General features: G+C 64.7%; 24 protein-coding genes and 2 tRNA genes. 20 read left to right on the top strand and 6 right to left on the bottom strand.

Going from position 1 to position 24,390, the window contains the following annotated elements; translation table 11 throughout:
• Nucleotides 1-184 precede the first annotated feature (184 nt).
• Nucleotides 185-1,858 (bottom strand): pilus assembly protein TadG-related protein, encoded by a 1,674-nt coding sequence (locus tag ACREE8_RS09435; protein ID WP_431572732.1) that lies wholly within the window; start codon nucleotides 1,856-1,858, stop codon nucleotides 185-187.
• A 368-nt stretch (nucleotides 1,859-2,226) separates the two neighbouring features.
• On the opposite strand from ACREE8_RS09435, the gene ACREE8_RS09430 reads away from it, so the two are divergent.
• The 8 genes from ACREE8_RS09430 to ACREE8_RS09395 are packed head-to-tail and all read left to right on the top strand — an operon-like array spanning nucleotide 2,227 to nucleotide 10,851.
• Nucleotides 2,227-2,763: an A24 family peptidase gene (locus ACREE8_RS09430; protein WP_431572731.1), complete on the top strand. Its 537-nt coding sequence runs from the start codon at nucleotides 2,227-2,229 to the stop codon at nucleotides 2,761-2,763.
• Between the two features lie 9 nt (nucleotides 2,764-2,772).
• Nucleotides 2,773-3,777 (top strand): Flp pilus assembly protein CpaB, encoded by a 1,005-nt coding sequence (cpaB, locus tag ACREE8_RS09425; RefSeq protein ID WP_431572730.1) that lies wholly within the window; start codon nucleotides 2,773-2,775, stop codon nucleotides 3,775-3,777.
• 11 nt (nucleotides 3,778-3,788) lie between these two features.
• On the top strand, nucleotides 3,789-5,198 hold the full coding sequence (locus ACREE8_RS09420; RefSeq protein ID WP_431572729.1) for a type II and III secretion system protein family protein: 1,410 nt from the start codon (nucleotides 3,789-3,791) through the stop codon (nucleotides 5,196-5,198).
• A 25-nt stretch (nucleotides 5,199-5,223) separates the two neighbouring features.
• The gene (locus tag ACREE8_RS09415) at nucleotides 5,224-5,889 is read left to right on the top strand and encodes a CpaD family pilus assembly lipoprotein (RefSeq protein WP_431572728.1); all 666 of its coding nucleotides are present in this window, start codon (nucleotides 5,224-5,226) and stop codon (nucleotides 5,887-5,889) included.
• An 11-nt stretch (nucleotides 5,890-5,900) separates the two neighbouring features.
• Nucleotides 5,901-7,139 carry a hypothetical protein gene (locus ACREE8_RS09410; protein ID WP_431572727.1) on the top strand — a complete coding sequence of 413 codons (1,239 nt, stop codon included), beginning with the start codon at nucleotides 5,901-5,903 and terminating at the stop codon, nucleotides 7,137-7,139.
• Nucleotides 7,140-7,142: 3 nt separating this feature from the next.
• Complete coding sequence (locus ACREE8_RS09405; protein WP_431572726.1) at nucleotides 7,143-8,882, top strand: CpaF family protein; 1,740 nt, start codon at nucleotides 7,143-7,145, stop codon at nucleotides 8,880-8,882.
• On the top strand, nucleotides 8,879-9,871 hold the full coding sequence (locus tag ACREE8_RS09400) for a type II secretion system F family protein (protein ID WP_431572725.1): 993 nt from the start codon (nucleotides 8,879-8,881) through the stop codon (nucleotides 9,869-9,871). Before ACREE8_RS09405 ends, ACREE8_RS09400 begins: the two co-directional genes overlap by 4 nt.
• Nucleotides 9,868-10,851: a type II secretion system F family protein gene (locus tag ACREE8_RS09395; protein ID WP_431572724.1), complete on the top strand. Its 984-nt coding sequence runs from the start codon at nucleotides 9,868-9,870 to the stop codon at nucleotides 10,849-10,851. The genes ACREE8_RS09400 and ACREE8_RS09395 overlap by 4 nt, the downstream gene beginning before the upstream one ends.
• 11 nt (nucleotides 10,852-10,862) lie before the next feature.
• Here ACREE8_RS09395 and ACREE8_RS09390 read toward each other — a convergent pair whose 3' ends face one another.
• Nucleotides 10,863-12,050, bottom strand: coding sequence for a tetratricopeptide repeat protein (locus ACREE8_RS09390; RefSeq protein ID WP_431572723.1), 1,188 nt, complete (start codon nucleotides 12,048-12,050; stop codon nucleotides 10,863-10,865).
• 81 nt (nucleotides 12,051-12,131) lie between these two features.
• On the opposite strand from ACREE8_RS09390, the gene ACREE8_RS09385 reads away from it, so the two are divergent.
• On the top strand, nucleotides 12,132-12,761 hold the full coding sequence (locus ACREE8_RS09385; RefSeq protein WP_431572722.1) for a TadE/TadG family type IV pilus assembly protein: 630 nt from the start codon (nucleotides 12,132-12,134) through the stop codon (nucleotides 12,759-12,761).
• Nucleotide 12,762: 1 nt separating this feature from the next.
• Nucleotides 12,763-13,332, top strand: a complete 570-nt coding sequence (locus ACREE8_RS09380) for a TadE/TadG family type IV pilus assembly protein (protein ID WP_431572721.1) — start codon at nucleotides 12,763-12,765, stop codon at nucleotides 13,330-13,332.
• A 463-nt stretch (nucleotides 13,333-13,795) separates the two neighbouring features.
• Here ACREE8_RS09380 and ACREE8_RS09375 read toward each other — a convergent pair.
• The 3 genes from ACREE8_RS09375 to ACREE8_RS09365 form a co-directional block, all read right to left on the bottom strand.
• A tRNA-Arg gene (locus ACREE8_RS09375) sits at nucleotides 13,796-13,871 on the bottom strand.
• Between the two features lie 47 nt (nucleotides 13,872-13,918).
• Nucleotides 13,919-14,224 (bottom strand): ETC complex I subunit, encoded by a 306-nt coding sequence (locus tag ACREE8_RS09370; RefSeq protein WP_431572720.1) that lies wholly within the window; start codon nucleotides 14,222-14,224, stop codon nucleotides 13,919-13,921.
• Between the two features lie 68 nt (nucleotides 14,225-14,292).
• Nucleotides 14,293-14,369 (bottom strand) — tRNA-Pro (locus ACREE8_RS09365).
• 392 nt (nucleotides 14,370-14,761) lie between these two features.
• On the opposite strand from ACREE8_RS09365, the gene ACREE8_RS09360 reads away from it, so the two are divergent.
• The 4 genes from ACREE8_RS09360 (at nucleotide 14,762) to ACREE8_RS09345 (ending at nucleotide 17,270) form a co-directional block, all read left to right on the top strand.
• Nucleotides 14,762-15,694, top strand: coding sequence for a sulfotransferase family protein (locus tag ACREE8_RS09360; protein ID WP_431572719.1), 933 nt, complete (start codon nucleotides 14,762-14,764; stop codon nucleotides 15,692-15,694).
• 148 nt (nucleotides 15,695-15,842) lie between these two features.
• Nucleotides 15,843-16,061: a hypothetical protein gene (locus tag ACREE8_RS09355; protein WP_151177302.1), complete on the top strand. Its 219-nt coding sequence runs from the start codon at nucleotides 15,843-15,845 to the stop codon at nucleotides 16,059-16,061.
• Between the two features lie 57 nt (nucleotides 16,062-16,118).
• Nucleotides 16,119-16,781: a class I SAM-dependent methyltransferase gene (locus ACREE8_RS09350; RefSeq protein ID WP_431572718.1), complete on the top strand. Its 663-nt coding sequence runs from the start codon at nucleotides 16,119-16,121 to the stop codon at nucleotides 16,779-16,781.
• A 183-nt stretch (nucleotides 16,782-16,964) separates the two neighbouring features.
• Nucleotides 16,965-17,270, top strand: a complete 306-nt coding sequence (locus ACREE8_RS09345) for a hypothetical protein (RefSeq protein WP_431572717.1) — start codon at nucleotides 16,965-16,967, stop codon at nucleotides 17,268-17,270.
• A gap of 10 nt (nucleotides 17,271-17,280) precedes the next feature.
• Here ACREE8_RS09345 and ACREE8_RS09340 read toward each other — a convergent pair whose 3' ends face one another.
• The gene (locus tag ACREE8_RS09340; protein WP_431572716.1) at nucleotides 17,281-17,748 is read right to left on the bottom strand and encodes a DUF192 domain-containing protein; all 468 of its coding nucleotides are present in this window, start codon (nucleotides 17,746-17,748) and stop codon (nucleotides 17,281-17,283) included.
• Nucleotides 17,749-17,844: 96 nt separating this feature from the next.
• Between ACREE8_RS09340 and ACREE8_RS09335 the strand changes: the two genes are divergently transcribed.
• From ACREE8_RS09335 to ACREE8_RS09310, 6 genes are all read left to right on the top strand, one after another.
• On the top strand, nucleotides 17,845-18,300 hold the full coding sequence (locus ACREE8_RS09335) for a CBS domain-containing protein (RefSeq protein WP_431572715.1): 456 nt from the start codon (nucleotides 17,845-17,847) through the stop codon (nucleotides 18,298-18,300).
• Nucleotides 18,300-19,640, top strand: a complete 1,341-nt coding sequence (locus ACREE8_RS09330) for an ArsB/NhaD family transporter (protein ID WP_431572714.1) — start codon at nucleotides 18,300-18,302, stop codon at nucleotides 19,638-19,640. The genes ACREE8_RS09335 and ACREE8_RS09330 overlap by 1 nt, the downstream gene beginning before the upstream one ends.
• Nucleotides 19,641-19,686: 46 nt before the next feature.
• On the top strand, nucleotides 19,687-20,307 hold the full coding sequence (locus ACREE8_RS09325; protein ID WP_431572713.1) for an SRPBCC family protein: 621 nt from the start codon (nucleotides 19,687-19,689) through the stop codon (nucleotides 20,305-20,307).
• A 223-nt stretch (nucleotides 20,308-20,530) separates the two neighbouring features.
• Nucleotides 20,531-20,998 carry a (2Fe-2S)-binding protein gene (locus tag ACREE8_RS09320; protein ID WP_431572712.1) on the top strand — a complete coding sequence of 156 codons (468 nt, stop codon included), beginning with the start codon at nucleotides 20,531-20,533 and terminating at the stop codon, nucleotides 20,996-20,998.
• Nucleotides 20,999-21,010: 12 nt separating this feature from the next.
• Nucleotides 21,011-23,383 carry a xanthine dehydrogenase family protein molybdopterin-binding subunit gene (locus tag ACREE8_RS09315; protein WP_431572711.1) on the top strand — a complete coding sequence of 791 codons (2,373 nt, stop codon included), beginning with the start codon at nucleotides 21,011-21,013 and terminating at the stop codon, nucleotides 23,381-23,383.
• Nucleotides 23,384-23,397: 14 nt separating this feature from the next.
• Nucleotides 23,398-24,186, top strand: coding sequence for an FAD binding domain-containing protein (locus tag ACREE8_RS09310; protein ID WP_431572710.1), 789 nt, complete (start codon nucleotides 23,398-23,400; stop codon nucleotides 24,184-24,186).
• Nucleotides 24,187-24,390: the final 204 nt, after the last annotated feature.

Below are 24,390 nucleotides of genomic sequence, written 5' to 3'. Positions count from 1 at the left end.
TCGACCGCGCGGTGATGACCCGCCGCATCAACGACCAGCCGCGCTTCGCCCCCGATGGCACTGCCGTCACGGATTACCGGCCGCCCCAGCCTTTGAGCGACGAAGAGACCAGTCTGATGATGGGTGAATGCGAGCCGTTCTATCGGGAGCTGGGCTACGGTGCTGCGGGCTAGGCCCTCGCCGGCTACATCGACAGGCGCAGCTTCGAGAGATTCGAAGCGATCTGGCTGAACGCTTCCTTGAGCTCGGCCGTGGTCGGCGCGTTGTAGTAATAGGGCGCGTTCGGCTCCGTGGCGACCGAGGACAGCAATGTCGTCAGAGCCGGGTTCGTATTGTCGAACTGGATGACATAGAGCTTGATGCCCGCAGCCTTGACGTTGGCAGCGAGCTGCAGCAGACGATTATTGAGATTATTGCGCGTGTTGGGCGCCGCGGGCGGCGCCGGCATGAACCCATGGGCGGCGTTGGTCGTCGTGCCGGCGCTGGCGGTCGCCCCGAACCGCCCGCCATAGGCGTCGCCATTGCCGCCGACGATTTCACCATCCGTCAATAAAACGATCGCGCGCTGGCGCGGGAAGGGAACGGTCACGACCGCCTCGTTGAAGGGATCGCCGGGCATCAGCACTTCCCACGCCCAGTAGAGGCCTTGCGGGATGTCGGTGTTGCCCGCCGGCGTGGTCAAAGCGTTGATCGCATCGGTGATCGTCTGCTTCGTATGATTCAGCGGTGTGATGCCGTGGATCAGACAGTCGGTGCAGTCGTTGTTTTCTGGCGTGTTGATGACGGGCGCCGCGGCGTGCCACCAGGCCGGCCGATCGGGCACGTCACTGGGATGGCTCGTGCTTGTATTGCTGGTGTTCCAGTAAGCGCCGTAGCAGCTTTTGGCCTTATTGCGCCAAGTGGCGCTTTCGCTGTTGGGGTAAGTGCCCGACCGCGATTCACCTTCCAGCGCCGGGATCGGATCGTATGCCGGCCAATATTTGCCCCCCACGGTGATGGAGCCGATCTGAAGGTCGGCATCGTTGGTATTGCTGCCATCCCCGACATAGCGGGCATAGACGCAACCCTTCCAACCCGCGCCGGGGTTGCGCAGAAACAGCACAGGCGAATTGTTCACCTTGTAGAGGACGGTCTGATTGGTCGCCCCTGTCACGGGATTGGTGAAGGCAGGAACCGTGACCGTCGTGGTCAGCGCCGGATTGTAGGCGGGGCCGCCATTGATGGTGACGTTGGTCTTCGCGTTCCAGGTCACCAACCCGATATTGAGCAGATTATAGGTCGTGCCATCGACCGCGTAGGTGGGCGCGACGGTGTTGTCGCCATAGAGGATGCCCACGAGCGAATTGGCGGCGTCGCGGGCACCGGCGATCTTGGTCATCGGCTGGCCCATCGAACCCGACATATCGATGGTGAGGACCAGATCGAGCATGTCGACCGAGCGCGTGACTTCCGTTTCGGCCGCGACTGTCATGGTCTCGAAACCGAGCACATGCATGAAGGTCGTGGCGATCACGGCCGATGCCGTCAGCTTCAGTTTCGTGGAGTCGGCATTGACGGTGATGACCGGCCCGGTAACGGTCGAGCCCATATAACCGTTGGGGAAGTTGGCCTTGAAGAACATGCTGATATCAGCGTCGCGGTTGGTCGAGAACATGATCTTGCCGCCGGCCAGCGCCGCCGCATCGAGGGCCGAAGAAAGCTGCGAGCGCACCATATAGCCGCGCGCGGCGTCGGTCGCGAGCCCGAGCGCGCCGATCAGCGGCACGATCGCGACCGCCATGAAAGTAATGACCGTGCCTCGGCGATCCGCGGCGAAGGCGCGAAGGCCCGCCGCGCATTGCCGCCAAAGCTGGCGCATACGTCCGACTGGATTCGTGACACGTCGATCCATGCCGCTCAGATACGCCGGCACGCTTAAAGGAATCTTTAAGGATGGACGCAGTTTGCGGTGAATTTGCCGCAAGCTCGAGCGATCGATGGCGGGTTTCCGCCAGAAGTGATGCAGCGCAAAACGAGCCGGCTCGCTCTTGCGCATTATTCATCGTCGCAGCCCGCAAAATACCACAGCAACACTGATGTTTTGTGCTGTGGCACGGCCCCGCATCATCGCTCCGCTTTACCGAACCTTAAGCCTGAGGTGGTTCGCTGAGGGTTGACGGAGAGCGCCCGTATCGCGCCGCCGTGGCGCACGCGCTCCTGCCGATCGCAACGAGGTAGACCGTCGATATGTTGAGCTCGGTCGTCCACCTGCTCATCATTGCCAGCTATGCCGGGCTGCTGCTCTACGCGGCGGCGCAGGACATGCTGACGCTCAAGCTGCCCAACCGGCTGAGCCTCGCGATCCTGTTGCTCTATCCCGGCCATGTGCTGGTCTCGGCGACGCCGATCGACTGGCAGGGCTCGCTCGTCCTCGCCGGACTGGTCCTGGCCGGCGGCATCTTCTGTTTCTTCATGGGATGGGCCGGCGGCGGCGACGCCAAGCTGTTCGCGGTCGTCTCCCTCTGGGCCGGCCCTGCCCTGTTCCCGGTTTTCCTGCTCATCACCGGGGTGAGCGGCGGCCTCATCGCCGGGGCGATGCTGGCGCGCCGGCATCTGGCCCCGCGTGTTGCGCCGCGCTGGGCGGCCGCGCATGGCTTGAGTGCCGCCGGCGTCCCTCATGACGATCCCGTCGCCAAACGCGCCGCGCAGATGAGTCTGCCCTATGGCGCGGCGATCGCTCTCGGCGGCCTCGCGGTCGCTGTTTCCCTTTTGATGCAAGGCTGAGGTTTTCCCATGTCAGCACGCAGCGTGATCCTGCTCATTGCGGCCCTGCTGATCGCCGGCACGGCCGCCTATATCACCCGCGGTGTGCTGGGGGCTCGCAAGCCCGCCGAACAGCAGGCCGTTGCGCAAGTGGCGCCGCCGCTGCCCGCCGCCGACAGCATGATCCTGGTGGCCGCGGCCGATCTGCCGACCGGCACCTTGCTCAAGCCGGAGCATCTGAAATGGCAGGCCTGGCCGCAGAACGCCATCACGCCGGCCTATTTCGCCCAGGATCAGTTCAAGGTCGAGGACTTCGTCGGCGCCGTCATCCGCCGCGGCGTCGCCATCGGCGAGCCGCTGCAGGCGACAGCCGTCGTGAAGCCGGGCGAACGCGGCTTCCTCGCCGCCGTCTTGAAGCCGGGCATGCGCGCCATCTCGATCGGCGTGGGCGATATCACGGGCATCGCCGGCATGATGCTGCCCGGCGACCGCGTCGACATGCTGCTCACCCAGACCCTGCCCGCCGAAGCCAACACCGAGGGCAACAAACAGGACCGTCACGCCACCGAGACGGTGCTCGAGAATATCCGCATCCTGGCGATCGACCAGACGCTCGACGACATCAAGGGCCAGCCGGTCTCCGGCAAGGTCGCAACGCTCGAAGTCACGCCCAAGCAGGCGGAGATGATCGCCGTCATCGGCGAGATCGGCCGCGTCCAGTTCAGCCTGCGCAGCCTGGCGAAGGATCCCGCCGACCAGCAGCCGGCGATCGCCAGCGCCCAGCCGACCCCCACGCCCAACGGCGCGGCCGGCCGCCAGAACGACGAAACGCTCGCCGGCGATCCCGGCGACGACAGCGTCTCCAAGCCCGCGGAATCAGCTCTGCCGGAACCGGTCGACGAGGATACGCCGCCGATCCGCGGCAAGACCTACACCTTCGACAGCGAAGTCAGCCGGCTGCTGGGCCGCAAATCCACCATCCAGGTGCAAGTGGTCCAGGGCAGCACGGTCAACCAGATGACGTTCGACCAATGAAAGGCTCAGTCATGCGCCCCCCGTTGCAACGGCTGGTCTTTGGCGCGGCGGCCTTGGCCGCCCTCGCCTTTGGCGCGGTCATGCCTGTCTCCGCGCAGGAACAGGTCGCCGTCACCGGCGCCAAGATCCAGATCGAGCGCAACGAGGGCACGCTGCTCCGGATCAACTCGCCCGCCGCCTCGGTCTTCGTCGCGAACCCCGAGATCGCCGATGTCGCGGTCAAGTCGCCGCGGCTGATCTACGTCCTCGGCAAGAAGCCCGGCGAGACCACGCTCTATGCGGTCGATGAGAACGAGAAGGTCCTGCTCAGCTCCACGATCGTCGTCGAGCACAACCTGTCGCGGCTGACCGAAGAGCTGAAACGCATGGTCCCGGACGGCGATATCACCCCGCACTCGGTCGACGCCGGCATCGTGTTGGATGGCGCGGTCGCAACCGCGGCCGAGGCCGAGGACGCCCGCCGGCTCACGGTTCGTTTCATCGGCCAAGGCGAAGAGGTGATCGACCATCTCGCCATCACCGCCGCCAATCAGATCAATCTCCGAGTCCGCGTCGCCGAGGTCTCACGCAGCGTCATCAAGCAGCTCGGCATCAATTGGAGCGCCGCTGTCAATACCGCCGGCTTCGCTTTCGGCCTTACGACACTGGGTTTCCCAGTCAGCGCCGCCAATCTCAGCACGACCGCCCAAACCACGACAATCGGCTCGCTCGGCTACAGCTCCGGCGGAGTTGATATCAATGCGCTCATCGACGCCTTGTCCACCGAAGGCCTGGTCACGGTGCTCGCCGAACCCAACCTGACTGCGCTGTCCGGCGAAACGGCGAGCTTCCTCGCCGGTGGCGAGTTTCCGATCCCGGTTCCGCAGAGCACTTCCAGTGCGGTCTTCACTGTCGAGTTCAAGAAGTTTGGTGTCAGCCTGGCTTTCACCCCGACACTCCTGGGCAACCGGCGCATCAGTCTGCGCGTCGCGCCAGAAGTCAGTGCGCTCAGTACGGACAACGCGCTCAGAATTGGCGCTTTCGTGGTTCCTTCGCTCACCACACGGCGTGCCGAAACCACGGTTGAGCTCGCCAGCGGCCAAAGCTTCACGATCGCCGGCCTGATCCAAAACAACCAGCGCCTCGACGCCGACAAGGTGCCAGGCTTGGGCGACATCCCAATCCTGGGCGACCTCTTCAAGTCCGACAAGTTCCAGCGCCAGGAAACCGAACTCGTGATCCTGGTCACGCCCTATATCGTGCAGCCGGTCTCGTCACCCCGGTTGGCGGCCCCCACCGACGCGAGCACCGGCAGCGAAGGCAGCCAGAAGCTGGCCTATGGCTCGGGCACCGGGGTTTCTGTCGGCGACCAGCCGACCGCCAACGGCGCGCCCGTCCCTGCCGTCGGCGCCAATGGCCCCGTCGGCTTTGTCGTACAGTAATCGCGGCCCAGGAACCGAGATCCCCATGAACCGCACCACGCTCGCTCTTCTCGCCACCCTGGTCCTCAGCCCGGCCCTCCAGGCCTGCGAAGCCGAGCAGCAGGACCGTCTCGTCACCCTCGGGACCTGGAAGCAGGCGACGCCGCCGGCGGAGCCCCGGGTGCAAACAGTGGCGCTGACGCATCCGGTCAGCTTCCCGCCCCGCGCCTCCGCGATGCCGGGTGCGGAAAAGGCGTCCCTGCTGGATTTCCTCAACCGCCAGAACATCACCTCGGGCACCCGGGTGACGGTGACACCCAACGCACCCGACGGCACCGATGCCGGCCTGCTGGCCGATCGCATGGGCGAGGTGCGCCGGATCCTGGCCGCGCGCGGCCTCATCGTGGAGATGGCGCCGCCACTGCAGGGTGGCAATCCGAACCAGGTCGCCGTGGTGGCGATGAAATCACAGATCGTCCCGATCAATTGCCCGGGTTACAACGCACCGATCCAGCTCGACCATGAGGGCCGGCCGATCCTCAACCCCGGTTGCGCCAACGCAATCGATCTCGGCCTCATGCTCGAAAATCCGAACGATCTGAGCCAGGGCCGCGCCCTGCCGCCGGCCGATGCCGAGGGCCAATCCCTGTCCATCCAGCGTTACCGCACGGGCCAGACCTATGCGCCGGTAACGCAGGGCACGACCAACTAACGGCACCCGCGATGTTGAAGCTCGCCAAACGTTCCAAGAAGGACGACGCCCCCAAGCCGGCGTCGGCGCCCAAGCCTGCCAACGCGCAGCGCCTGGACTGCATCGCATTCGTCGCCGACAACCAGACCCATGGCGTCATGAGCAGCGTCGCCAAACAGCTCTTCGGCAAGTCGCAGGTTCGCGATGGCGGCAGCCGCGAGGCGTTGGAGTTTCTCACTGAGAATGCCGCGCCCGGCCTGCTGATCGTCGACATCACCGATGCGCCCAAGCCGTTGAACGCGTTGCTGCCGATCGTGGCCGCCTTCATGGACGACACGAAGGTCATCGCCATCGGCAATGTCAACGACGTCCAATTCTATCACGAGGTGATCGAGGCCGGCGTCGCCGACTACATGGTCAAGCCGATCACCGACAAGGCGCTGACCGCCACGATCAACCGGATCACGCAGCCCACGGCCGCGGCCAACGCGAACGACAGCCGCCGCATCGTCACGGTGATCGGCTCACGCGGCGGCGTCGGCTCGAGCCTGATCGCGGTCAATTGCGCCTGGCTGTTGGCGCAAGAACAGAAGCGCCCGACGACGCTGCTCGATCTCGATCTGCAGAACGGGACCGTGGCTCTTGCCCTCGATATCGAGCCAACCCGGGGCCTGCGCGAGGCGCTGGAGCATCCGGCGCGCATCGACAGTCTCTTCATCAGCAGCGCCTCCGTGAAAGTCGGCGAGCATCTCCACGTCATGGCGGCCGAGGAATCGGTCGAGGAAGACGTGCATTACGACGCCTCGGGCGTCACCATTCTGCTCGATGCGATCAAGCGCCAGTCCGAATGCATCGTCATCGACCTGCCGCGCAGCGCGATCCGGGCGCGCCCGCGCGTTCTGACGGCGGCCACGGACATCGTCCTGGTCACTGATTTCACCCTGGCGGGCCTGCGCGACGCGATCCGCATCAACGGACAGATCCAGCAGGTCGCCAGCAGCGCCCGGCTCACGATCGTCGCCAATCGCTGCGTCCACAAGGACTCCGCCTTGGCCCGTTCGGAGTTCGAGCGCGCGTTGGGACATAAAATCGACCTCCTCCTCCCGGAGGATGCAAAGGCCGCGCAGCAGGCAGCCAGCGCCGGCAAACCGCTTTCTGCTGCCGTGCCGTCAAGTAAGACAACCGCTGCGCTGCGCCAACTGGCGGGACGCCTCGGGCACGTTTCAACAGCAAAGCGGCGATGGAGCCTGTGGCGCCGCCGCAAGGAGTAGCGCATGGCTCCCGATGACGCCCGTGACCGCGCCGCTCCGGCCCCGCGTGGCTCGGAGCTGATCGCGCGCATCGCCCAAGAGCTGCACCCCGTCGTGGATCGGTTCTTCTCCGGCCGCGATGTGCTGACTCTATCGCGCCAGAGCCTGGCGATCGAGGTCGGCCAGGCAGTCACCACGGTGCTGGATGGCCGCCAGATCCCATTGAATCTGCTCGAGCGGCGCAACCTGATCGCGCAGCTGATGACCAATCTGCTGGCCGCCGCCGAAGTGAAAACCGGCACGCCCCTGTCTGCCGCCGCGCCAGGAGACGTCGAGGCCATCGTTCAGGACACGCTCGCCGCCGATCCGGGTTCCTCGCCCCGGCCGACACCGGCACCGGCGCCGGCATCGACGCAGGAACCGGTGCAGGAACCGCAACCGGCCTCGCGGCCGCAATCGACCGCGGAATCGCTGACGCCCAAGGCGCCCGAGCGAAAAGTGGCGGGATCCCGGCATATCGAAATCGCCAAGGACCAGATCCAGGCCCTCGTGGTCGAACGGATCGACCTCGCTGCCGCGGTCAAGCTCGAGCGCGGCGAGCTCGGCCGCCAGGTGGCACAGATCGCCCAGGAAGTCCTGGCCGAACAGAAGATCCGCCTCAACCAGCGCGAACAGCGCGACCTCACCGAGCTGCTGCTCGACGACATGCTGGGCCTGGGCCCGCTCGAGCCGCTGCTGGCGGACGAGACCATAACCGACATCATGGTCAACGGCCCGAACCAGGTCTATGTCGAGCGCGGCGGCAAGCTGGTCGTGACCGACATCAAATTCCGCAACAACCAGCATGTGATGAACGTCGCCACGCGCATCGTGTCCCAGGTCGGACGGCGCGTCGACGAGTCCGTGCCCTTGTGCGACGCGCGCCTGATGGATGGCAGCCGCGTCAATATTATCATTCCGCCGCTGGCGATCGACGGCCCCAGCATCTCGATCCGTAAATTCTCGAAGAAGGGCATCACGCTCGACGTGATGGCCCGTCAAAAGAACATCTCGGATCCGTTGGCGACCGTGCTGAAGATCGCCTCGCGCGCCAAGCTCAACATCCTGATCTCCGGCGGTACCGGCTCGGGCAAGACGACATTGCTCAACGCCATGTCGCAGATGATCGACAATGGCGACCGTATCGTCACCATCGAAGACGCGGCCGAGCTCCAGCTGCAGCAGCCCCATGTGGTGCGCCTCGAGACACGCCCTGCCAATCTCGAGGGCGAAGGCGAGATCACGATGCGCGATCTGGTCAAGAACGCGCTGCGTATGCGCCCCGACCGCATCATCCTCGGCGAGGTGCGCGGCTCCGAGGCGGTGGACATGCTCCAGGCCATGAACACCGGCCATGAGGGCTCCATGTCCACCATCCATGCCAACCGGCCGCGCGAGGCGTTGACCCGTCTCGAGAACATGGTCGGCATGGCCGGCATCAACCTGCCGGCCAAGGCGGTTCGGACCCAGGTTTCGGCCGCCATCGACATCATCGTCCAGATCAGCCGTATGCGCGACGGCGTGCGCCGCATCACCCATGTCGTCGAAGTGGTCGGCATGGAAGGCGACGTCATCATCACCCAGGATCTCTTCACCTACGAGTTCGAGGGCGAAGAGCCCGACGGCAAGCTGCGCGGCCAGTTCAAGTCCTCGGGCCTGCGGCCGCATTTCACGCCGAAGGCCGCCTATTTCGGTCTCGATCGGGCTCTGTTGGAGGTCATATGACCGGCGGCATCCAACTGACGCATCTCCTGATCGGCGCCTTCGTGCTGGGTGTCTTGTCAGTCGGTATCCTGTTCATGGCGCTGGTATCGGGCGCCAAGGATCGGCGCCAGATGCAGCGCCGGCTCAAACGCGCCCAGGGCATGAGCAATCGGATGCAGGAGCAGGAAGCGCTCTCGGTCCGTCGCGACCCGAGCGAGCCCCTGCCCCTGTTCGAACGCCTGGCGCGCGCGGTGCTGCCCAATCCCACCAAGATCCGCCAGCGCCTGCTGCGCACCGGAAAGAACATCTCGCTCGGTCAGTATGCGCTGGCCTGCATCCTGATCGCGGCTGTTGCGGGTGCCGGCACCAAACTCGGGCTGGGATTGCCGGGGATCGCCTGTCTTCTCTTCGGCGTCACCCTGGGCCTGTTGCTGCCTCATATCTATATCGGGTATCTGGGGAACCGCCGGCTCAAGCAGTTCAACGCCTATTTCTCCGAGGCGATCGACCTGATCGTTCGGGGGCTTCGCTCCGGCCTCCCGGTCACGGAATCGATCAAGGCGGTGGGCCGCGAGATCTCGGATCCCGTCGGCATCGAGTTCCGCCTGATCGCCGATTCCATCACCTTTGGCATGACGCTCCAGGAATCGCTCTGGGCCGCGGCGGCGCGCATCGACATCCCGGAATACCGCTTCTTCGCGATCACACTCGGCATCCAGCAGGAGACCGGCGGCAATCTCGCCGAGACGCTCGACAACCTGTCGCAAGTGCTGCGCCGGCGCCGGCAGATGAAGCTCAAGATCAAGGCGCTGTCGTCCGAAGCGAAGGCCAGCGCCTGGATCATCGGTTCGCTGCCTTTCATGATGTTCGGCATCATCATGGCCGAGAACCATCGCTACGCGATGACGCTGTTCACCGACCCGCGCGGCTGGATCATGTTGGCCTGCGCTCTCGTCTGCTACGGCATGGGCATCGGCATCATGGCGAAAATGGTGAGGTTCGAGATATGACCCCTAGCCTCAAGGACTACCTGCCGCCCGGGGTCACCATGGAAGACGTGATCACGATGATGGCCGCCGCCGCCGCCTTCCTCACAGTGGTCGCGGTCTGGCACGCCTTCCTGCGACGCGAGATCGGCGGCCGGCGGCTGAAGGAGCTGGCGCAGCGCCGTGTCACCCTGCGTCACGACTATATTCATGGCAATCGCAAGCGCAGCTCGATGCTGTCGACCGGCGGCATGCGGCAGATCGTCGACCGCTTCAAGCTCCTGCGCACCAGCAAGAGCGAGGCGATGCAACGCAAGCTCGCCAAGGCCGGCTGGCGGTCTTCGGATGCGCTCGTGCGGTTCCTGTTCGCGAAACTGCTGCTGCCCTTCGTCTTTGGCAGCATCTCGCTGTTCCTGTTCCAGATCATGCAGCTCTATCACCTGCCGCTGATGACGCGGCTGGCGGTCATCATGGGCAGCGTGCTGGTGGGGGCATTCCTGCCCGACATCATCGTGAAGAACACGATCATCAAACGGGCCGACAAGATCCGCAAAGGTCTGCCGGATGCGCTCGATCTGATGGTGATCTGCGCCGAGGCCGGCCTCAGCCTGGACGCCTCGCTCAAACGCGTGTCGGAGGAATTCGGGCGGTCCTGCCCGGAGCTGGCCGACGAGTTGGCCATCACCTCGCTGGAGCTGGGCTTCCTGCCCGACCGCCGTCAGGCCTTGATCAATCTGTCGCAGCGCACCGAATCAAAGGGCATCCGCGGCATGGTCAACAACCTGCTGCAGTCGGACAAATACGGCACGCCGCTGGCGCAGTCGCTGCGCGTGCTGTCAGCCGAGTTCCGGGAAGAGCGAATGATGCGCGCCGAGGAGAAGGCGGCGCGGCTGCCGGCGCTGATGACGGTGCCGATGATCGTGTTCATCCTGCCGCCGCTCTTCATCGTGCTGATCGGCCCGGCCATCCTCCGGGTGATCGACGCCTTCAGGCATATGCACTGACGATGAAAAGATCAGCGATAATCGGAGCTGTTGCGCGCCGAGCCGTTGGCCCCGGCGGAGCCCTCCGTTGCGGGCTCAACGAGGGCGACTGGGATTGTCATCGCCGCAGAAGCGTCGACGCCGCTTGGAGGCTGCCCGCCGCCGCCCATCAGCGCCAGTGGCGCGCCACCGCCCTCAAGTTCGGCGCGGGGCTTACCGATCGTCGGATCTGCGACGGGCGCGGCGGGGATGTTGCTGATCTCGGCGGCCGGCACAGTGACGTTCGCGGCCGGAACGGGGCTCGGTGTCAACTGGCTCTGATTGATCGGCGCGGCCGTGATGCTGTCGGGTTCGGGCGCCGGCACGACGGGCGCGCCATTGGCTTCCGGCACCGCGGCGACCGGCGCGTTCGGGAACTTCTGATCGGCATAATGGGCGCCCAGGGCCGAAGCCATGGTGCGGTCGTCCTTCATGCCCTTGAGCACTTCGAAATAGGTCATGTTGCGCTCGACCGTCGCGGCGTCGAGATCGCGTTCCGCCAGCTGGCGGGCCCGGTCGCGCTCGCCGGCGAGCCCGTAGACGAAGGCCAGGTTCTGGCGATAGCGCGCGGTCGCCATTGGATCGGAGACCGCCTGCTCGAGGAGCGGAATCGCTTCCTGGTAGCGGCCCTCGAGGGCCAGCGAGAGGGCGAGATTGTTGTTCAGCTCGAGATTGCCCGGCGAAAGCTGCAGGGCGGTCCGGTAATAGGTCTGGGCCGACGCATGATCGCCCAGCATGTCGTAGGCGACCGCGATGCCGTTATAGAGCCGGTAATCCTCGCCGGTATCGAGCGCCTTCTCGTATTGCGCGATGGCGCCTTCGGCATCGTTGGTGTTGAGCATCGCGGTGCCGAGACCGCGCAGCGCTTCGGCGTTGGTTCCGTCGAGCTGCAGCGCCGCGCGATAGGCCTGCGCGGCACCGCCGGGCGAACCCATCTTCGCCAGGGTCTGGCCCAGCAGGATCAGCGGCTTCGGATTGGTGGGATCGATCTCGTGGGCCTTCTGATAGAGGCCGGCGGCACTGGTGAGATCGCCCTCGTCACGGGTCATGTCCGCCACCCGCACCACCGCGGCGGACGACACCACGGTCGGCTGCTCGGCGTTGCTGGAACAGGCGGAAAGCGCCAGCGCCACGCTCAGCGCCGGCAGCAAATGACCGCAGATACGGGGAATGGTCTGCATGGCTCAAACACTATCCCCGCCATGGTTAGCGGAAGGTAAAAACCCATGTCACCACTTACACTTATCTGCTGTGGCATTTTTGTGCCCCGGGTCCCGGAAAGGGCCGCCAAGGCCCTCTCCGGGCTGCACCGGTTCGCCCGCGCCCAGTCGGGTTCAGCGGCGCTCGAATTCGCCCTCGCGCTGCCGCCGCTCATCCTTCTGATCATCGGCATGTTCGAAGTCGCGGTTGCCATGTTCGTCTCGACCTCGGTCGAGAACGGCCTGCGCGAAGCGTCGCGCTTCGGCATCACCGGCGACACGCCGGCCGATATGAGCCGGCAAGACCAGATCCTCGCGATCATCGAGGCCAACTCCTTCGGCATGCTGGACCCGGATACCACCAGCATCACCTTCATGAAGTACGCCAGCTTCCAGGATGTGGGCCAGCCGGAACCCTTCGTCGACACCCCGGCACCCAGCCCAAACCACAATGGCAAGTACGATATCGGCGAGAATTACACCGACATCAACGGCAACGGGAAATGGGACGACGACCGCGGCATCGCGGGTGTCGGCAATTCCGGCGAGGTCGTGCGCTACAAGGTCGACTACCAATGGCGCCTCATGACCCCCCTGCTCTCCGACGTGCTCGGCGATAACGGGGTGTTCCATATGAGCGCCAGCGTGGTGGTGCGCAACGAACCCTACGCCGTCGTAGCCAGTGGAGGCTGAGATGAGAAAGCGTCTCTTGCCGTTGATCTATCGGTTCGTCCGCGACCGGCGCGGCACCGTCCTCATGGAGCTGGCGTTCGGTCTTCCGATCCTGGTGATGATCCTCCTGGGCTGCTTCGAGGCGGCTCGGTTCGTGCTGCTCGATCAGAAGCTGGCGCGCGTTGCCGCCACCACGGCCGATCTCGTGGCCCAATCCGAAGGGATCAGCGAGGCGCAGATCACCGATCTGTTCTCGGCGGCCGACGATTCCGCCCTGCCCTTCGATCTCGCCGGGACCGGCCGCGTCATCATCTCGTCGGTCGCAAAGCCGACCGCGGCGGACCCGACCGTGGCGTGGCAGCGCATTTCCAGCGGGACGGTCGCCGTCACCAGCGCCCTCGGCACCGCCGGTCAGATCGCCGCACTGCCGGCCGGATTGACCCTGCGGCAGGGCGACAACGTCATCGTCGCCGAGGTGTTCTACAATTATGTGCCGGTCTTCCTCGGCGCCACGAAGATCACCAGCGCGTCGCTCTATCAAGTCTCCTACAACCGCCCGCGCATCATCAATCTGACGCAGGTCACGCCTTAAGGCGAAGCCGCGCCAAAGGGGATGAGGCTGGCCCGGCTGCGGGCAGCGGCTCGCCTGATTGAGTTTCGGGGATGAAGGTTCGACGTCGTCGGGACGATCGAGGGCCAGCGGCGTCTGCCGCCGGCGGACCCGGCGACGAGCCGGGGAATATGCACCGCTTCCGGGGGTCTCCGGCTGACCGAAGGTGGTTTGGGGGCAGGCCTAGGGAGTGCCGGTGGGTGGGTTGGCCTGTCCCTCGGTAGCCGTTCAGGCGACCCCCGGAAGCGGCGCAGTTCGTCGCAAGGACTACCTGCATCAGGGAGGCGCTTCCTGCGCCCGGGGTGAGTGAAGCCCCGGCGGAGAGGTGGTTCAAATTACAAATGGGTAACGCAGAATCATTCGGAAAATGCAGTGTTTCTCGCGTTTTTTGTGCGGGTTGAGCGCTGCAGTTTTGCGGTCGGCGTGATGAGAATCGAAGAGCCTGTGGCGCGCCCGGCTGGAATCGAACCAGCGACCTACCGCTTAGAAGGCGGTTGCTCTATCCGCTGAGCTACGGGCGCACGAGGCATCATGCGTACGCCGGTTCAGGCGCATCGATCGGACGCCATCAATGCGTCCAGGGGCTGACCCGGTCGTAGCGGAAATTATCGGAATAGGCCTTGGGTCTGACGACGCGTTCCTTCGGCTCGACGATGCGATAGGCGTATCCGTTCTTGCGGGCATAGGCGATCGCCTCGCCCTCGCTGTCGAAATAGATCCGCAGCTGGCTGTTGGTGTCGGCCGACCCGGTCCAGCCCATCAGGGGGTCGGCCTCGCGCCGGCCCGAGGGCTCGAACTCGAGCAGCCAGCGCCGCTCGCCCGCTCGCCCGGACTGCATGGCCGTCTTGGAAGGCCGGAAAATTCGTACCTGCATGGTCAGCGTCGCTCCGCTTTTGTTAGGCACGCTGCCGCGGCCCTCCAAGAGGGCCCGCGGCCGGGGAATGGTCGGGGTGACTGGATTCGAACCAGCGACATCCTGCTCCCAAAGCAGGCACTCTACCGGACTGAGCTACACCCCGGTCCCCGGAAAGCGCTTGCAAACTATGGAGTTCTCCGACAAGTCGCAACCCTGGAGCAAGAGAACATATAAGGAACATTCGTGGATGATCCGCGGCTGATGCCTTGCCGGACCCCTGGTCGCGGCTTCGTGGCGCCCCTGATGTTCTTTCTATGTTCCAACGGAGATTGATCCACAATCCCTTCTGATTGAGTCGGATACGGCTCTTCACGCCGATGTTGCGGGACTCATGTTACGATTTGGTCAGGGAAGCCCATGTCGATGGCTCCCTTGTCCGCGACCATGCAGCCAAGCGGGGGCGATTTGGCAAATCTGGGGGCACCGCCGAAACCAGCCGTGGACCGGAAACGGAACCGCGACGGCAGGAATGCCGGCCGCGGGAATTCCGGTGCCATGGCAACCGATGACGGGGCCGCCCCGCCGCCCTCCAGCCGCGCCGGCCCGACGCTGGCGCTCGCCATCGATCGCGAGAAGATCGTCGCCGGGCTCGCCGAGGAGCAAAATCTCTGGCGGCTGATGGGGCTGGATCTGCCAGAACTGCAGGAACGGGCCCACGCGGGTGCGATCGCCAGCAAGCCGCTGCTGGACGAGGTCAGGACGCTCTGCCTCTTCATCGGCTATCAGCGCAGCGGCCACAGCCTGGTCGGCAGCCTGCTCGACGCGCATCCGCAGATGGCGATCGCACATGAGCTCGATGCGCTGTTCTACCTCAAACGCGGATTCCACCCGCGCGAGATCCTCTATCTCATGCTCGAGGTCTCGCGCATGCATGGCGAGCTCGGGCGGCGCTGGGGCGAATATACCTACCGGGTGCCCGGGCAATGGCAAGGCCGCCACACGCAGCTCGCGGTGATCGGCGACAAGAAAGGCGGCATGACGACGCTGCGCATTGCGCGCAACCCCGCTTTGCTCAAGCAGGTGATGACCCGCTTCGGCAAGCGCAAGCGCTTCATCCATGTGCTGCGCAATCCCTATGACAACATCGCCGCCATGGTTCAGCATGGCCAGTCGCTGAAGGCAGCGGTCGGAGAATATTTCAAGCTGCTGCGGACCAACCGTGCGATCATCAAGCGCGTCGGCGCGGATGCCGTCGCGACCGTGCATCACGAAGATCTCGTCGCCGATCCGAGGGGCGAGTTGTCGCGCTTATGCGAATTTCTCGGGGTGACTGCGCCGCCGGACTATCTCGAGGCCTGCGCCTCGATCGTGTTCGCGGCCCCTCGCCAGCCGCGCCACAAGATCCCGTGGCATCCCGAGACCCTCGGGATTCTGGAGCGGCGCATCGCCACGAAGCCGATGATCGAGCGTTATCGCTTCGCGGATTAAGCGCACTCCATGGGAGAGCGGCGGTTGCCGTGGCATTCCCCGAAAGCCCTGGATTCCCGCGCCATTGAGTGGCAGATATGGCCCCCAAATTGCTCCTCTGAAGTCCCGGGCCGGAGCGGCCCGTTCCAACGCCAGGATCCGACCGACGATGTTTGCGAAGAACCGGAATCGGGAAGAAGTCGTTGCGGTTGGCGAGCGCTATCGCAAGATCGACGCCGCGCTCATCATCTGGGAGGTCACGCAGACTTTTCGCGGCCCCGATGGCGTTCCCTATGCCATGCTGGTGAATGTCAACGACCGCAGCCAGCGCAAGACCGTCGCGCAGGACGCTCTGCGCCGCGGCATCCAGTATAAACGCTCGAACTGAGCGCGCGAGCGATCGCGGCCTCACCCTCCCCGCCTGCCCCCAGCGAAAGTATCTCCCATGTCCGTTCGCAATATCGGGCTCCCCGACAATGTCTACGAATATCTGATCGCCCATTCCGTTCGCGACAACCCGATCAAGCGGCGCCTGCGCGAGGAGACCGCCAAGCTGCCGCTCGGCATGATGCAGATCGGGGCCGACCAGGGCCAGTTCATGGGGCTTCTGGCCGAATTGATCGGCGCCCGGCGCGCGCTCGAGATCGGCACCTTCACCGGCTACAGCTCGCTTTGCGTGGCCGAGGCGATGGGGCCGCAGGGCCGCATGATCTGCTGCGACATCAGCGAGGAATTCACCTCGATCGCGCGGCGCTATTGGCGCGAGGCCGGCGTCGCCGACCGGATCGATCTGCGGCTGGGGCCGGGAACCGAAACGCTCGACAAGCTCCTGGCCGCGGGTGAGGCCGGCAAGTTCGACTTCGCCTTCATCGATGCCGACAAGACCAATTATGACCCCTATTACGAGCGGGCGCTGAAGCTCGTCCGGTCCGGCGGCCTGATCGCCATCGACAATGTCCTGTGGGGCGGCGATGTCGCCAACCCGGGCGACAAGAGCGACGACACGGTCGCGATCCGGCGCCTGAACGACAAGCTAGCCAAGGACGACCGGGTGACGCTCGCCATGGTTTCGATTGGTGACGGGCTGACCCTGGCGCGCAAGCACTAAGCCGCCGTGCCGGCGGCGAAATTGCCGCGTAATATATTGTTATACATATATTATTTGTAACCAGAGATACCCACAGGCATCGGCGCAATTTAAGTCGATCTTTAAGCTCCGGGGCGCAGCCTGCCGGTCAGCGTCGATGGTGCCGCAAGCAGGCGGCACAATTCTCCAGGAAGGAGATGAGCCATGCGCTTGGTTTCGCCCCTCTTCGTCGTCTGGACCCTGTTTCTGCCCCTGGCTCCGGCCAAGGCGGAGCCGGCCTGCGGCCATCGCGCCGACGTGCTGAAAGAACTCTCCGAACGCTACAAGGAAGCGTCGGTGGCCCTCGGGCTTGCCAGCAATGGCAGCCTGCTGGAGGTGTTTTCCAGCAATGGCGGCGCCACCTGGACCATCATCGCCACCAGCCCCAGCGGAACCAGTTGCCTGGTGGCGGCGGGCGAGGATTGGCAGCCGACCAAACCCGTCACCCAGGCCTCCGGCCACCCCGTCTAATTCCCCGGGCCTAATCTTCGGGCTGCGACTGTGGCATCACCGCGCAGTGGATCCGATCGCCGGGCTTGATGCCCAGTCGCGAGACGGTTCCCCCGTTCAGCTCCAGGACCGCCGCGACCGGACCCTCTGAGGGAATCGTGGTTTCGGACAGGGGCACGGCGCGTTCCGCGATCGACAGAATCGTGCCGTCCCGCTTGATGAACAACAAGTCGAGCGGGATCAGCGTGTTCTTCATCCAGAAGGCCACCGGCCGGTCGGTCAGATAGAAGAACAACATGCCCGCATCGGGTGCCAGCTTGTCCCGATACATCAGCCCCTGGGCCCGCTCCGCCTCGGTACGCGCAAGCTCCACATGGAAGCTGAGGGTCAAGCCCGTCGCGGTGTCGATCGTGAGCGGCGCCTGTTCCAGGGCGGCATGACCCGGGCCCGACGGCAGCAGCAGGAACAGACCGAGGAGAAAAGCGAATAAAGCGCGCATGGCGGCCACTCTAGCAGCCCGGCGCGAATCCTTGACAGGCCCCTGCCCCTGGCCAAGCCTGCGGGATCGTCCCCTCCGGAGTCATCCCAGCGTCCCATGACCGTCCAAACCTTCATGACGTCGCCGCCCCTGTCGCTTCGACCCGACGACAGCGTCGGCGCGGCCGCGCAACAGCTGATCGAGAACCGGTTCGTCAATCTGCCGGTGGCCGATCGGGACGGGATTTATCTCGGGGTGTTCGGCGTCTTCGATCTTCTGGCGCTGGTCCTGCCCAAAGCCGCGCTCGATGAGAGCGCCGGGCTCGATCTCGGCTTCCTGAAAGACGACGTAAATACCGTCCAGGATCAGCTTGAAGAAGCTCGTTTCTTTCGTATCGGCGACCATCTGAAAAAGACCGCGCCGGTGCTGCATCCGGAATCCGGTACGCTTGAAGCGGTGCTCGAGCTCTATCGGGCGCGCAATACGCTGGCCGTGGTCGAGAAGAACGGCCGCAAGCTGGTCGGCATGGTGTCTTACTGGGATGCGTTGCGCGCGCTGATGAGACAGCGCTGATGGCGGCCGACATCGCGAGCCACGCCACCATTTTCGGGTTGGATCCGCTGTGGCTGTCGACCGCGATCCTGATCCTCAGCTACGCCGCCATCATGACCGAGCGGGCCAACCGCGCGATCGTGGCGCTCCTGGGCGCGGGTGTCGTGATCCTGTCGGGCGTGCTGGATCAGGATCAGGCCATCGCCGGCATCGACTTCAACACGATCGCGCTGCTGACCGGGATGATGCTGCTGGTCGCGATCTGCAAGCGCAGCGGCATGTTCCAGTATGTGGCGGTCTGGTCCGCGAAGGTCGCGCGCGGCAGTCCCTGGCTCATGATGGCGCTGCTGACGCTGGTGACGGCGCTGGTCTCGGCCCTGCTCGACAATGTCACCACCGTGCTGCTCATGGCGCCGGTCACTCTGGTCATCACAGCACAGTTGAAGGTCCCGCCCTACCCTTTTCTCTTCACTGAGATATTTGCCTCCAATATCGGGGGCACCGCGACCCTGATCGGCGACCCGCCGAACATCATCATCGGCTCGGCGACCGGCCTCGCCTTCAACGACTTCGTGATCAACCTGGCGCCACTGGTCCTGATCGTCCTGGCGGTGCAAATCCTGATCAATCATTTGATCTGGGGTCGGAAGATGAAGGTCGCGGATGCGGACCGAGCCCGTGTCATGGCCTTCAAGCCCGCGGAAGCCATCACCGACCGGCCCTTGTTGTGGAAATCGCTGTTCGTCCTGGCCCTGGTGATCGTCGGTTTCGTCCTTGCGCATCCGCTGCATCTGGAGCCTGGCAGCATCGCGATGCTGGGGGCCGCCCTGCTCCTGCTGCTGGAGAATTTCGGCCGTTCCGGCGAGGAGCAGTCGCATTCCGTCCACCTGACTTTCGGCGAGGTCGAGTGGATCACGATCTTCTTCTTCGTCGGGCTCTTCATCATCGTTGCCGGCGTCGAGCATGCCGGCCTGCTGGCGCTGCTGGCCGATCACCTGATTCAGGCCACCGGCGGCGATCTGACCACCACGACCCTGGCCATCCTCTGGGCTTCCGCGATCCTGTCGGCGATCATCGACAACATTCCCTTCGTCGCGACCATGATCCCGGTGATCAAGAACATGGCGCCCACCTTCGGCGGACCGGAAGGGCTTCTGCCGCTCTGGTGGGCCTTGTCGCTGGGCGCCTGCCTGGGCGGCAACGGGACCCTGATCGGGGCCAGCGCCAACCTGACGGTGGCCGGGATCGGGGAGCGGTCGGGCGTCCCGTTTCGCTTCGTCCCGTTCCTGCTGCTCGCCTTTCCCATGATGATCGTGAGCATCTTGATCTCGACGGCCTATGTTTACTTCCGCTATCTCTGAGCCGTCCTTGAGGGTGGGGTCTCATCGAGACAGGAGTTTCTAGTCCATGGAAATGACCGGTGAATACCGGATCACCGCGCCGCGCGAAGCCGTGTGGCGAGCGCTGAACGACCCTGACGTGCTGAAGCAGTGCATTCCCGGCTGCGAGGAGATCGTCAAGCTCTCCGACACCGAGATGACCGCCAAGGTGGTGACGAAGGTGGGCCCCGTCTCCGCCCGCTTCTCCGGCAAGGTGACCCTCTCCGACCTGGATCCGCCCAACGGCTACAAGATCACCGGCGAAGGCACCGGCGGCGCCGTGGGCTTCGCCAAAGGCGGCGCCGACGTCAAGCTGACGCCCGACGAGACCGGTCAGGGCACCGTGCTGAGTTACACCGTCAACGCCGCGGTCGGCGGCAAGATCGCCCAGATCGGGGCGCGGCTGATCGACGGAACGGCGCGCAAGCTCGCTGATGAATTTTTCGGCAAATTCTCGGCACTGGTCAGCGCCCAGGCCCCCGCAGCGGCACTCGCGACGCTACAGTCTGAACCGGTCCCGTCGGCGCCAAAGACCCAGCCTGGCGCTCTGCCACCCTCACCGCCGACCCGCAAAGGCCTGCATCCGGTGGTCTGGATCGGCGGGTTGGTCGTCGTCGTGCTGGGGCTGCTGATCTATTTCGGCCGCTAGAGTCACCTTGATGTAACCGAAGCGTCAGGATCGCCGGCGTCCGCCGGTCGGCCTTGACCTCGGCCAAGCTGCACACAAGACTAGCAACGAGACACAAAGAATAAGCAGGGCTGCCCCGTGGCGGCTTCTGCCAGGGAGAGCCGCCGATCGCCCGATCGGCGTGAAAAGGGATACCCCGGCCAACCGATAGGTTGCCCGAGGCCATATCGAGAGGGAGGATCGGATGTCCACCGTTTCAATGACGGTGAACGGCAAGTCCGTTTCGGGTGATGCCGAAGCGCGGACGCTGCTGGTTCATTTTCTGCGCGAGAAGCTGAGCCTGACCGGCACGCATGTCGGCTGCGACACCAGCCAATGCGGCGCCTGCGTGGTCCATGTGAATGGCAAGTCGGTGAAGAGCTGCACCATGCTCGCGGTCCAGGCGGACGGCGCCAGCGTCACCACCATCGAAGGCCTCGCCAATGGCGCCGATCTGCATCCGATGCAGGCGGCCTTCAAGGAGCATCACGGCCTGCAATGCGGCTTCTGTACGCCCGGCATGGTGATGAGCGCCGTCGATCTGGTGCAGAACAACCCCGCCCCTTCCGAGAAGGAAGTGCGTGAGTGGCTGGAAGGCAACATCTGCCGCTGCACCGGCTATCACAACATCGTCAAGGCCATCCAGGCCGGCGCGCAAGCGATGAAGCGCTAGGAGGAGGACGTCATGGCTGACACTGGCATCGGCGCCTCGGTAAAGCGCAAGGAAGATTTCCGGTTTCTCACCGGTCAGGGTCACTACACCGACGACATCAACAAGCATGGGCAGGCTTACGCCTATTTCCTGCGTTCGCCCCACGCCCACGCCAAGATCACGAAGGTCGACACCGCCGCGGCAGCGAAGATGCCGGGCGTGGTCGCCATCTTCACCGGCGCCGACGTCGCCGCCGACAAGATCGGCGGGCTGATCTGCGGTTGGACCGTCACCGATCGCTTCGGCAAGCCGCACAAGGCGCCGCCGCATCCGATCCTGGCGAACGACAAGGTCCGCTATGTCGGCGACCATGTCGCCGTGGTCATCGCGGAGAGCATCGCGCAAGCCAAGGACGCGGCCGAGAAGATCGACGTCGACTATGAAGAGCTGCCGGCGGTCGTGGATACCGCTACCGCCATGGAACCGAAGGCGGCGCAGCTCCATGCCGATGTGCCCAACAATCTCTGCTACGATTGGGAGCTCGGCGACAAAGCGGCCGTCGATGCCGCCTTCGCCAAGGCGGCGCATATCTCGAAGCTCGATCTGGTGAACAACCGGCTCATCCCCAACGCGATGGAGCCGCGGGCCGCGATCGGCGAGTATGACGGCGGCACCGGCAGCTATACCTGCTACTCCACCAGCCAGAACCCGCATGTGCTGCGTCTCATCCTGTGCGCCTTCATCATGGGCGTGCCGGAGGACAAGATGCGGGTGATCGCGCCGGATGTCGGCGGCGGCTTCGGCTCCAAGATCTTCTGCTATGCCGAGGAAGTCGTCTGCACCTGGGCCGCGAAGAAGGTGAAGCGCCCGGTGAAATGGACCGCCGAGCGCAGCGAATCCTTCGTCTCCGACGCGCATGGCCGCGACCATGTCAGCCATGTCGAGATGGCGATGGACAAGGACGGCAAGTTCCTCGCCATGAAGGTCGATACGATCGCCGCGATGGGCGCTTATCTCTCGACCTTCGCGACCTGCGTGCCGACCTATCTCTACGCGACGCTGCTGGCGGGCCAGTACACCGCGCCGGCGATCTACGCCAATGTGAAGGCCGTCTTCACCAGCACGGCCCCCGTCGACGCCTATCGCGGCGCCGGCCGTCCGGAAGCCACCTATGTGGTCGAGCGCATCGTCGAGAATTGCGCGCGCGACCTGAAGATGGATCCGGCCGAGATCCGCCGCCGCAACTTCGTCAAGCCGGACGCCTTCCCGTACCAGACGCCGGTTGCCCTGCAATATGACTCCGGCAACTACGAGAAAGCGCTCGACGAGGCCCTGAAGCTCGCCGACTACAAGGGCTATCCGGCCCGCAAGGCCGAATCCGCAAAATGCGGCAAGCTGCGCGGCATCGGCTTCTCGGCCTATATCGAGGCCTGCGGCATCGCACCCTCGGCCGTCGTCGGCTCGCTCGGCGCCGGCGTGGGTCTGTGGGAATCCGCGCAGATCCGCTTCAACCCGACCGGCACGGCACAGATTCTCACCGGATCGCACAGCCATGGCCAGGGACATGAGACGACCCTGGCGCAGGTCGTGGCCGATCAGCTCGGTCTCTCGGTCGATGCGGTGACCGTGGTCCATGGCGACACCTCGCAGGTGCCGTTCGGCATGGGCACCTACGGCTCGCGCAGCCTCGCCGTCGGCGGCTCGGCCGCGGTCAAGGCCGTGGACAAGATCATCGCCAAGGGCAGGAAGATCGCGGCCCATCTGCTCGAGGCCTCGGTCGACGACATCCAGTATTCCAAGGGCGTGTTCAAGGTGGCGGGCACCGACCGGCAGAAGACGATCCAGGAGATCGCCTTCACCGCCTATGTCCCGCACAACTATCCCAAGGATCTGGAGCCGGGCCTCGACGAGACGGCCTTCTACGATCCCGCCAACTTCACCTATCCGGCGGGCGTGCATATCGCCGAGGTCGAGATCGATCCCGATACCGGCGTCACCACCATCGCCAACTGGTCGGCGGTCGACGACTTCGGCAATGTGGTCAATCCGATGGTGGTCGAAGGGCAGGTTCATGGCGGCATCGCGCAAGGTGTCGGCCAGGCCCTGCTCGAGGCTTGCGTCTATGACAAGGACACCGGCCAGCTCCTGACCGGCTCCTATATGGATTACTGCATGCCGCGGGCCGACGATCTGCCGAGCTTCAAGATCGGCACGATCGTGACCCCCTGCCCGCATAATCCGCTGGGGGTGAAAGGCTGCGGCGAAGCCGGCGCGATCGCCGCGCCGCCGGCGCTCATCAACGCGATCACCGACGCACTGGGTGTGCGGGACATTGCGATGCCCGCCACCCCGGAACGCGTCTGGCGCATCGCGCAGAAGTCCAAATCCAAAATGGCCGCTGAGTAAGGGAGGAAACGATCATGCATAATTTTTCCTATCAGCGTCCGGCCTCGCTCGCGGAAGCGGCGAAACTGCTCTCGGGCGAAGCGAAGCTCCTGGCCGGCGGCATGACCTTGTTGCCGACCTTGAAGCAGCGTCTCGCCCAGCCTTCGGCCCTGGTCGATCTGGGGTCGGTGGCCGAGCTCAAGGGCATCAAGGCCGAAGGCGGCGGGCTCACTATCGGCGCGATGACGACCCACGCCGAGGTGGCCCATTCCGCCGAGGTGAAACGCACCATCCCCGCCCTCGCCGTGCTGGCCGAAGGCATCGGCGATCCGCAGGTCCGCAATCGCGGCACCATCGGCGGATCGATCTCCAACAACGATCCGGCGGCCGATTATCCGGCGGGTCTGCTGGGGCTGGGTGCGACCGTCATCACCAACAAGCGCAAGATCGCGGCCGACGATTTCTTCAAAGGCATGTTCGAGACGGCGCTCGGGGATGGCGAGATCGTCACCGCCGTGAGCTTCCCGAAGCCGGAGAAGGCCGGCTATTCGAAGTTCCCGAACCCGGCGTCGCGCTACGCGATGGTCGGCGTGATGGTGGCGAAGACCGCCGGTGGCGTTCGCGTCGCCGTCACCGGAGCGGGTCCCTCCGTCTTCCGCGTGGCCGAGATGGAGAAGGCGCTGGCGGGCAACTTCTCGCCCGATGCCGTCAAGTCCATCAAGATCGCCTCGGGGAATCTCAATAGCGACATGCATGGCAGCGCCGAATATCGCGCCAATCTGGTGAGCGTGATGGCGGCAAGGGCCGTGGCTTCGGCGAGCTGATCGCCGACGATCCTGCTTCGCGGATCGAGGGCGCGGGTGCCGATGGCATCCGCGCTCTTCTTCTTTGTCCCTTTCCAGCGAGCCCTTCCGAGTCGTCGCAATGGCCTCGAACAGGCAGGTTCACGGCCTCTCGACTCGGAACCTTGCCCAATGCGAGTCGTTTTGACCGCCAGGGCGTGATTGAAACATCTTTCTGCGCGCTTA

The sequence above is a fragment of the Hypericibacter sp. genome (assembly GCF_050729195.1).
Taxonomy (GTDB): domain Bacteria; phylum Pseudomonadota; class Alphaproteobacteria; order Dongiales; family Dongiaceae; genus Hypericibacter.
This window is presented reverse-complemented; position numbering and strand designations above follow the sequence as displayed.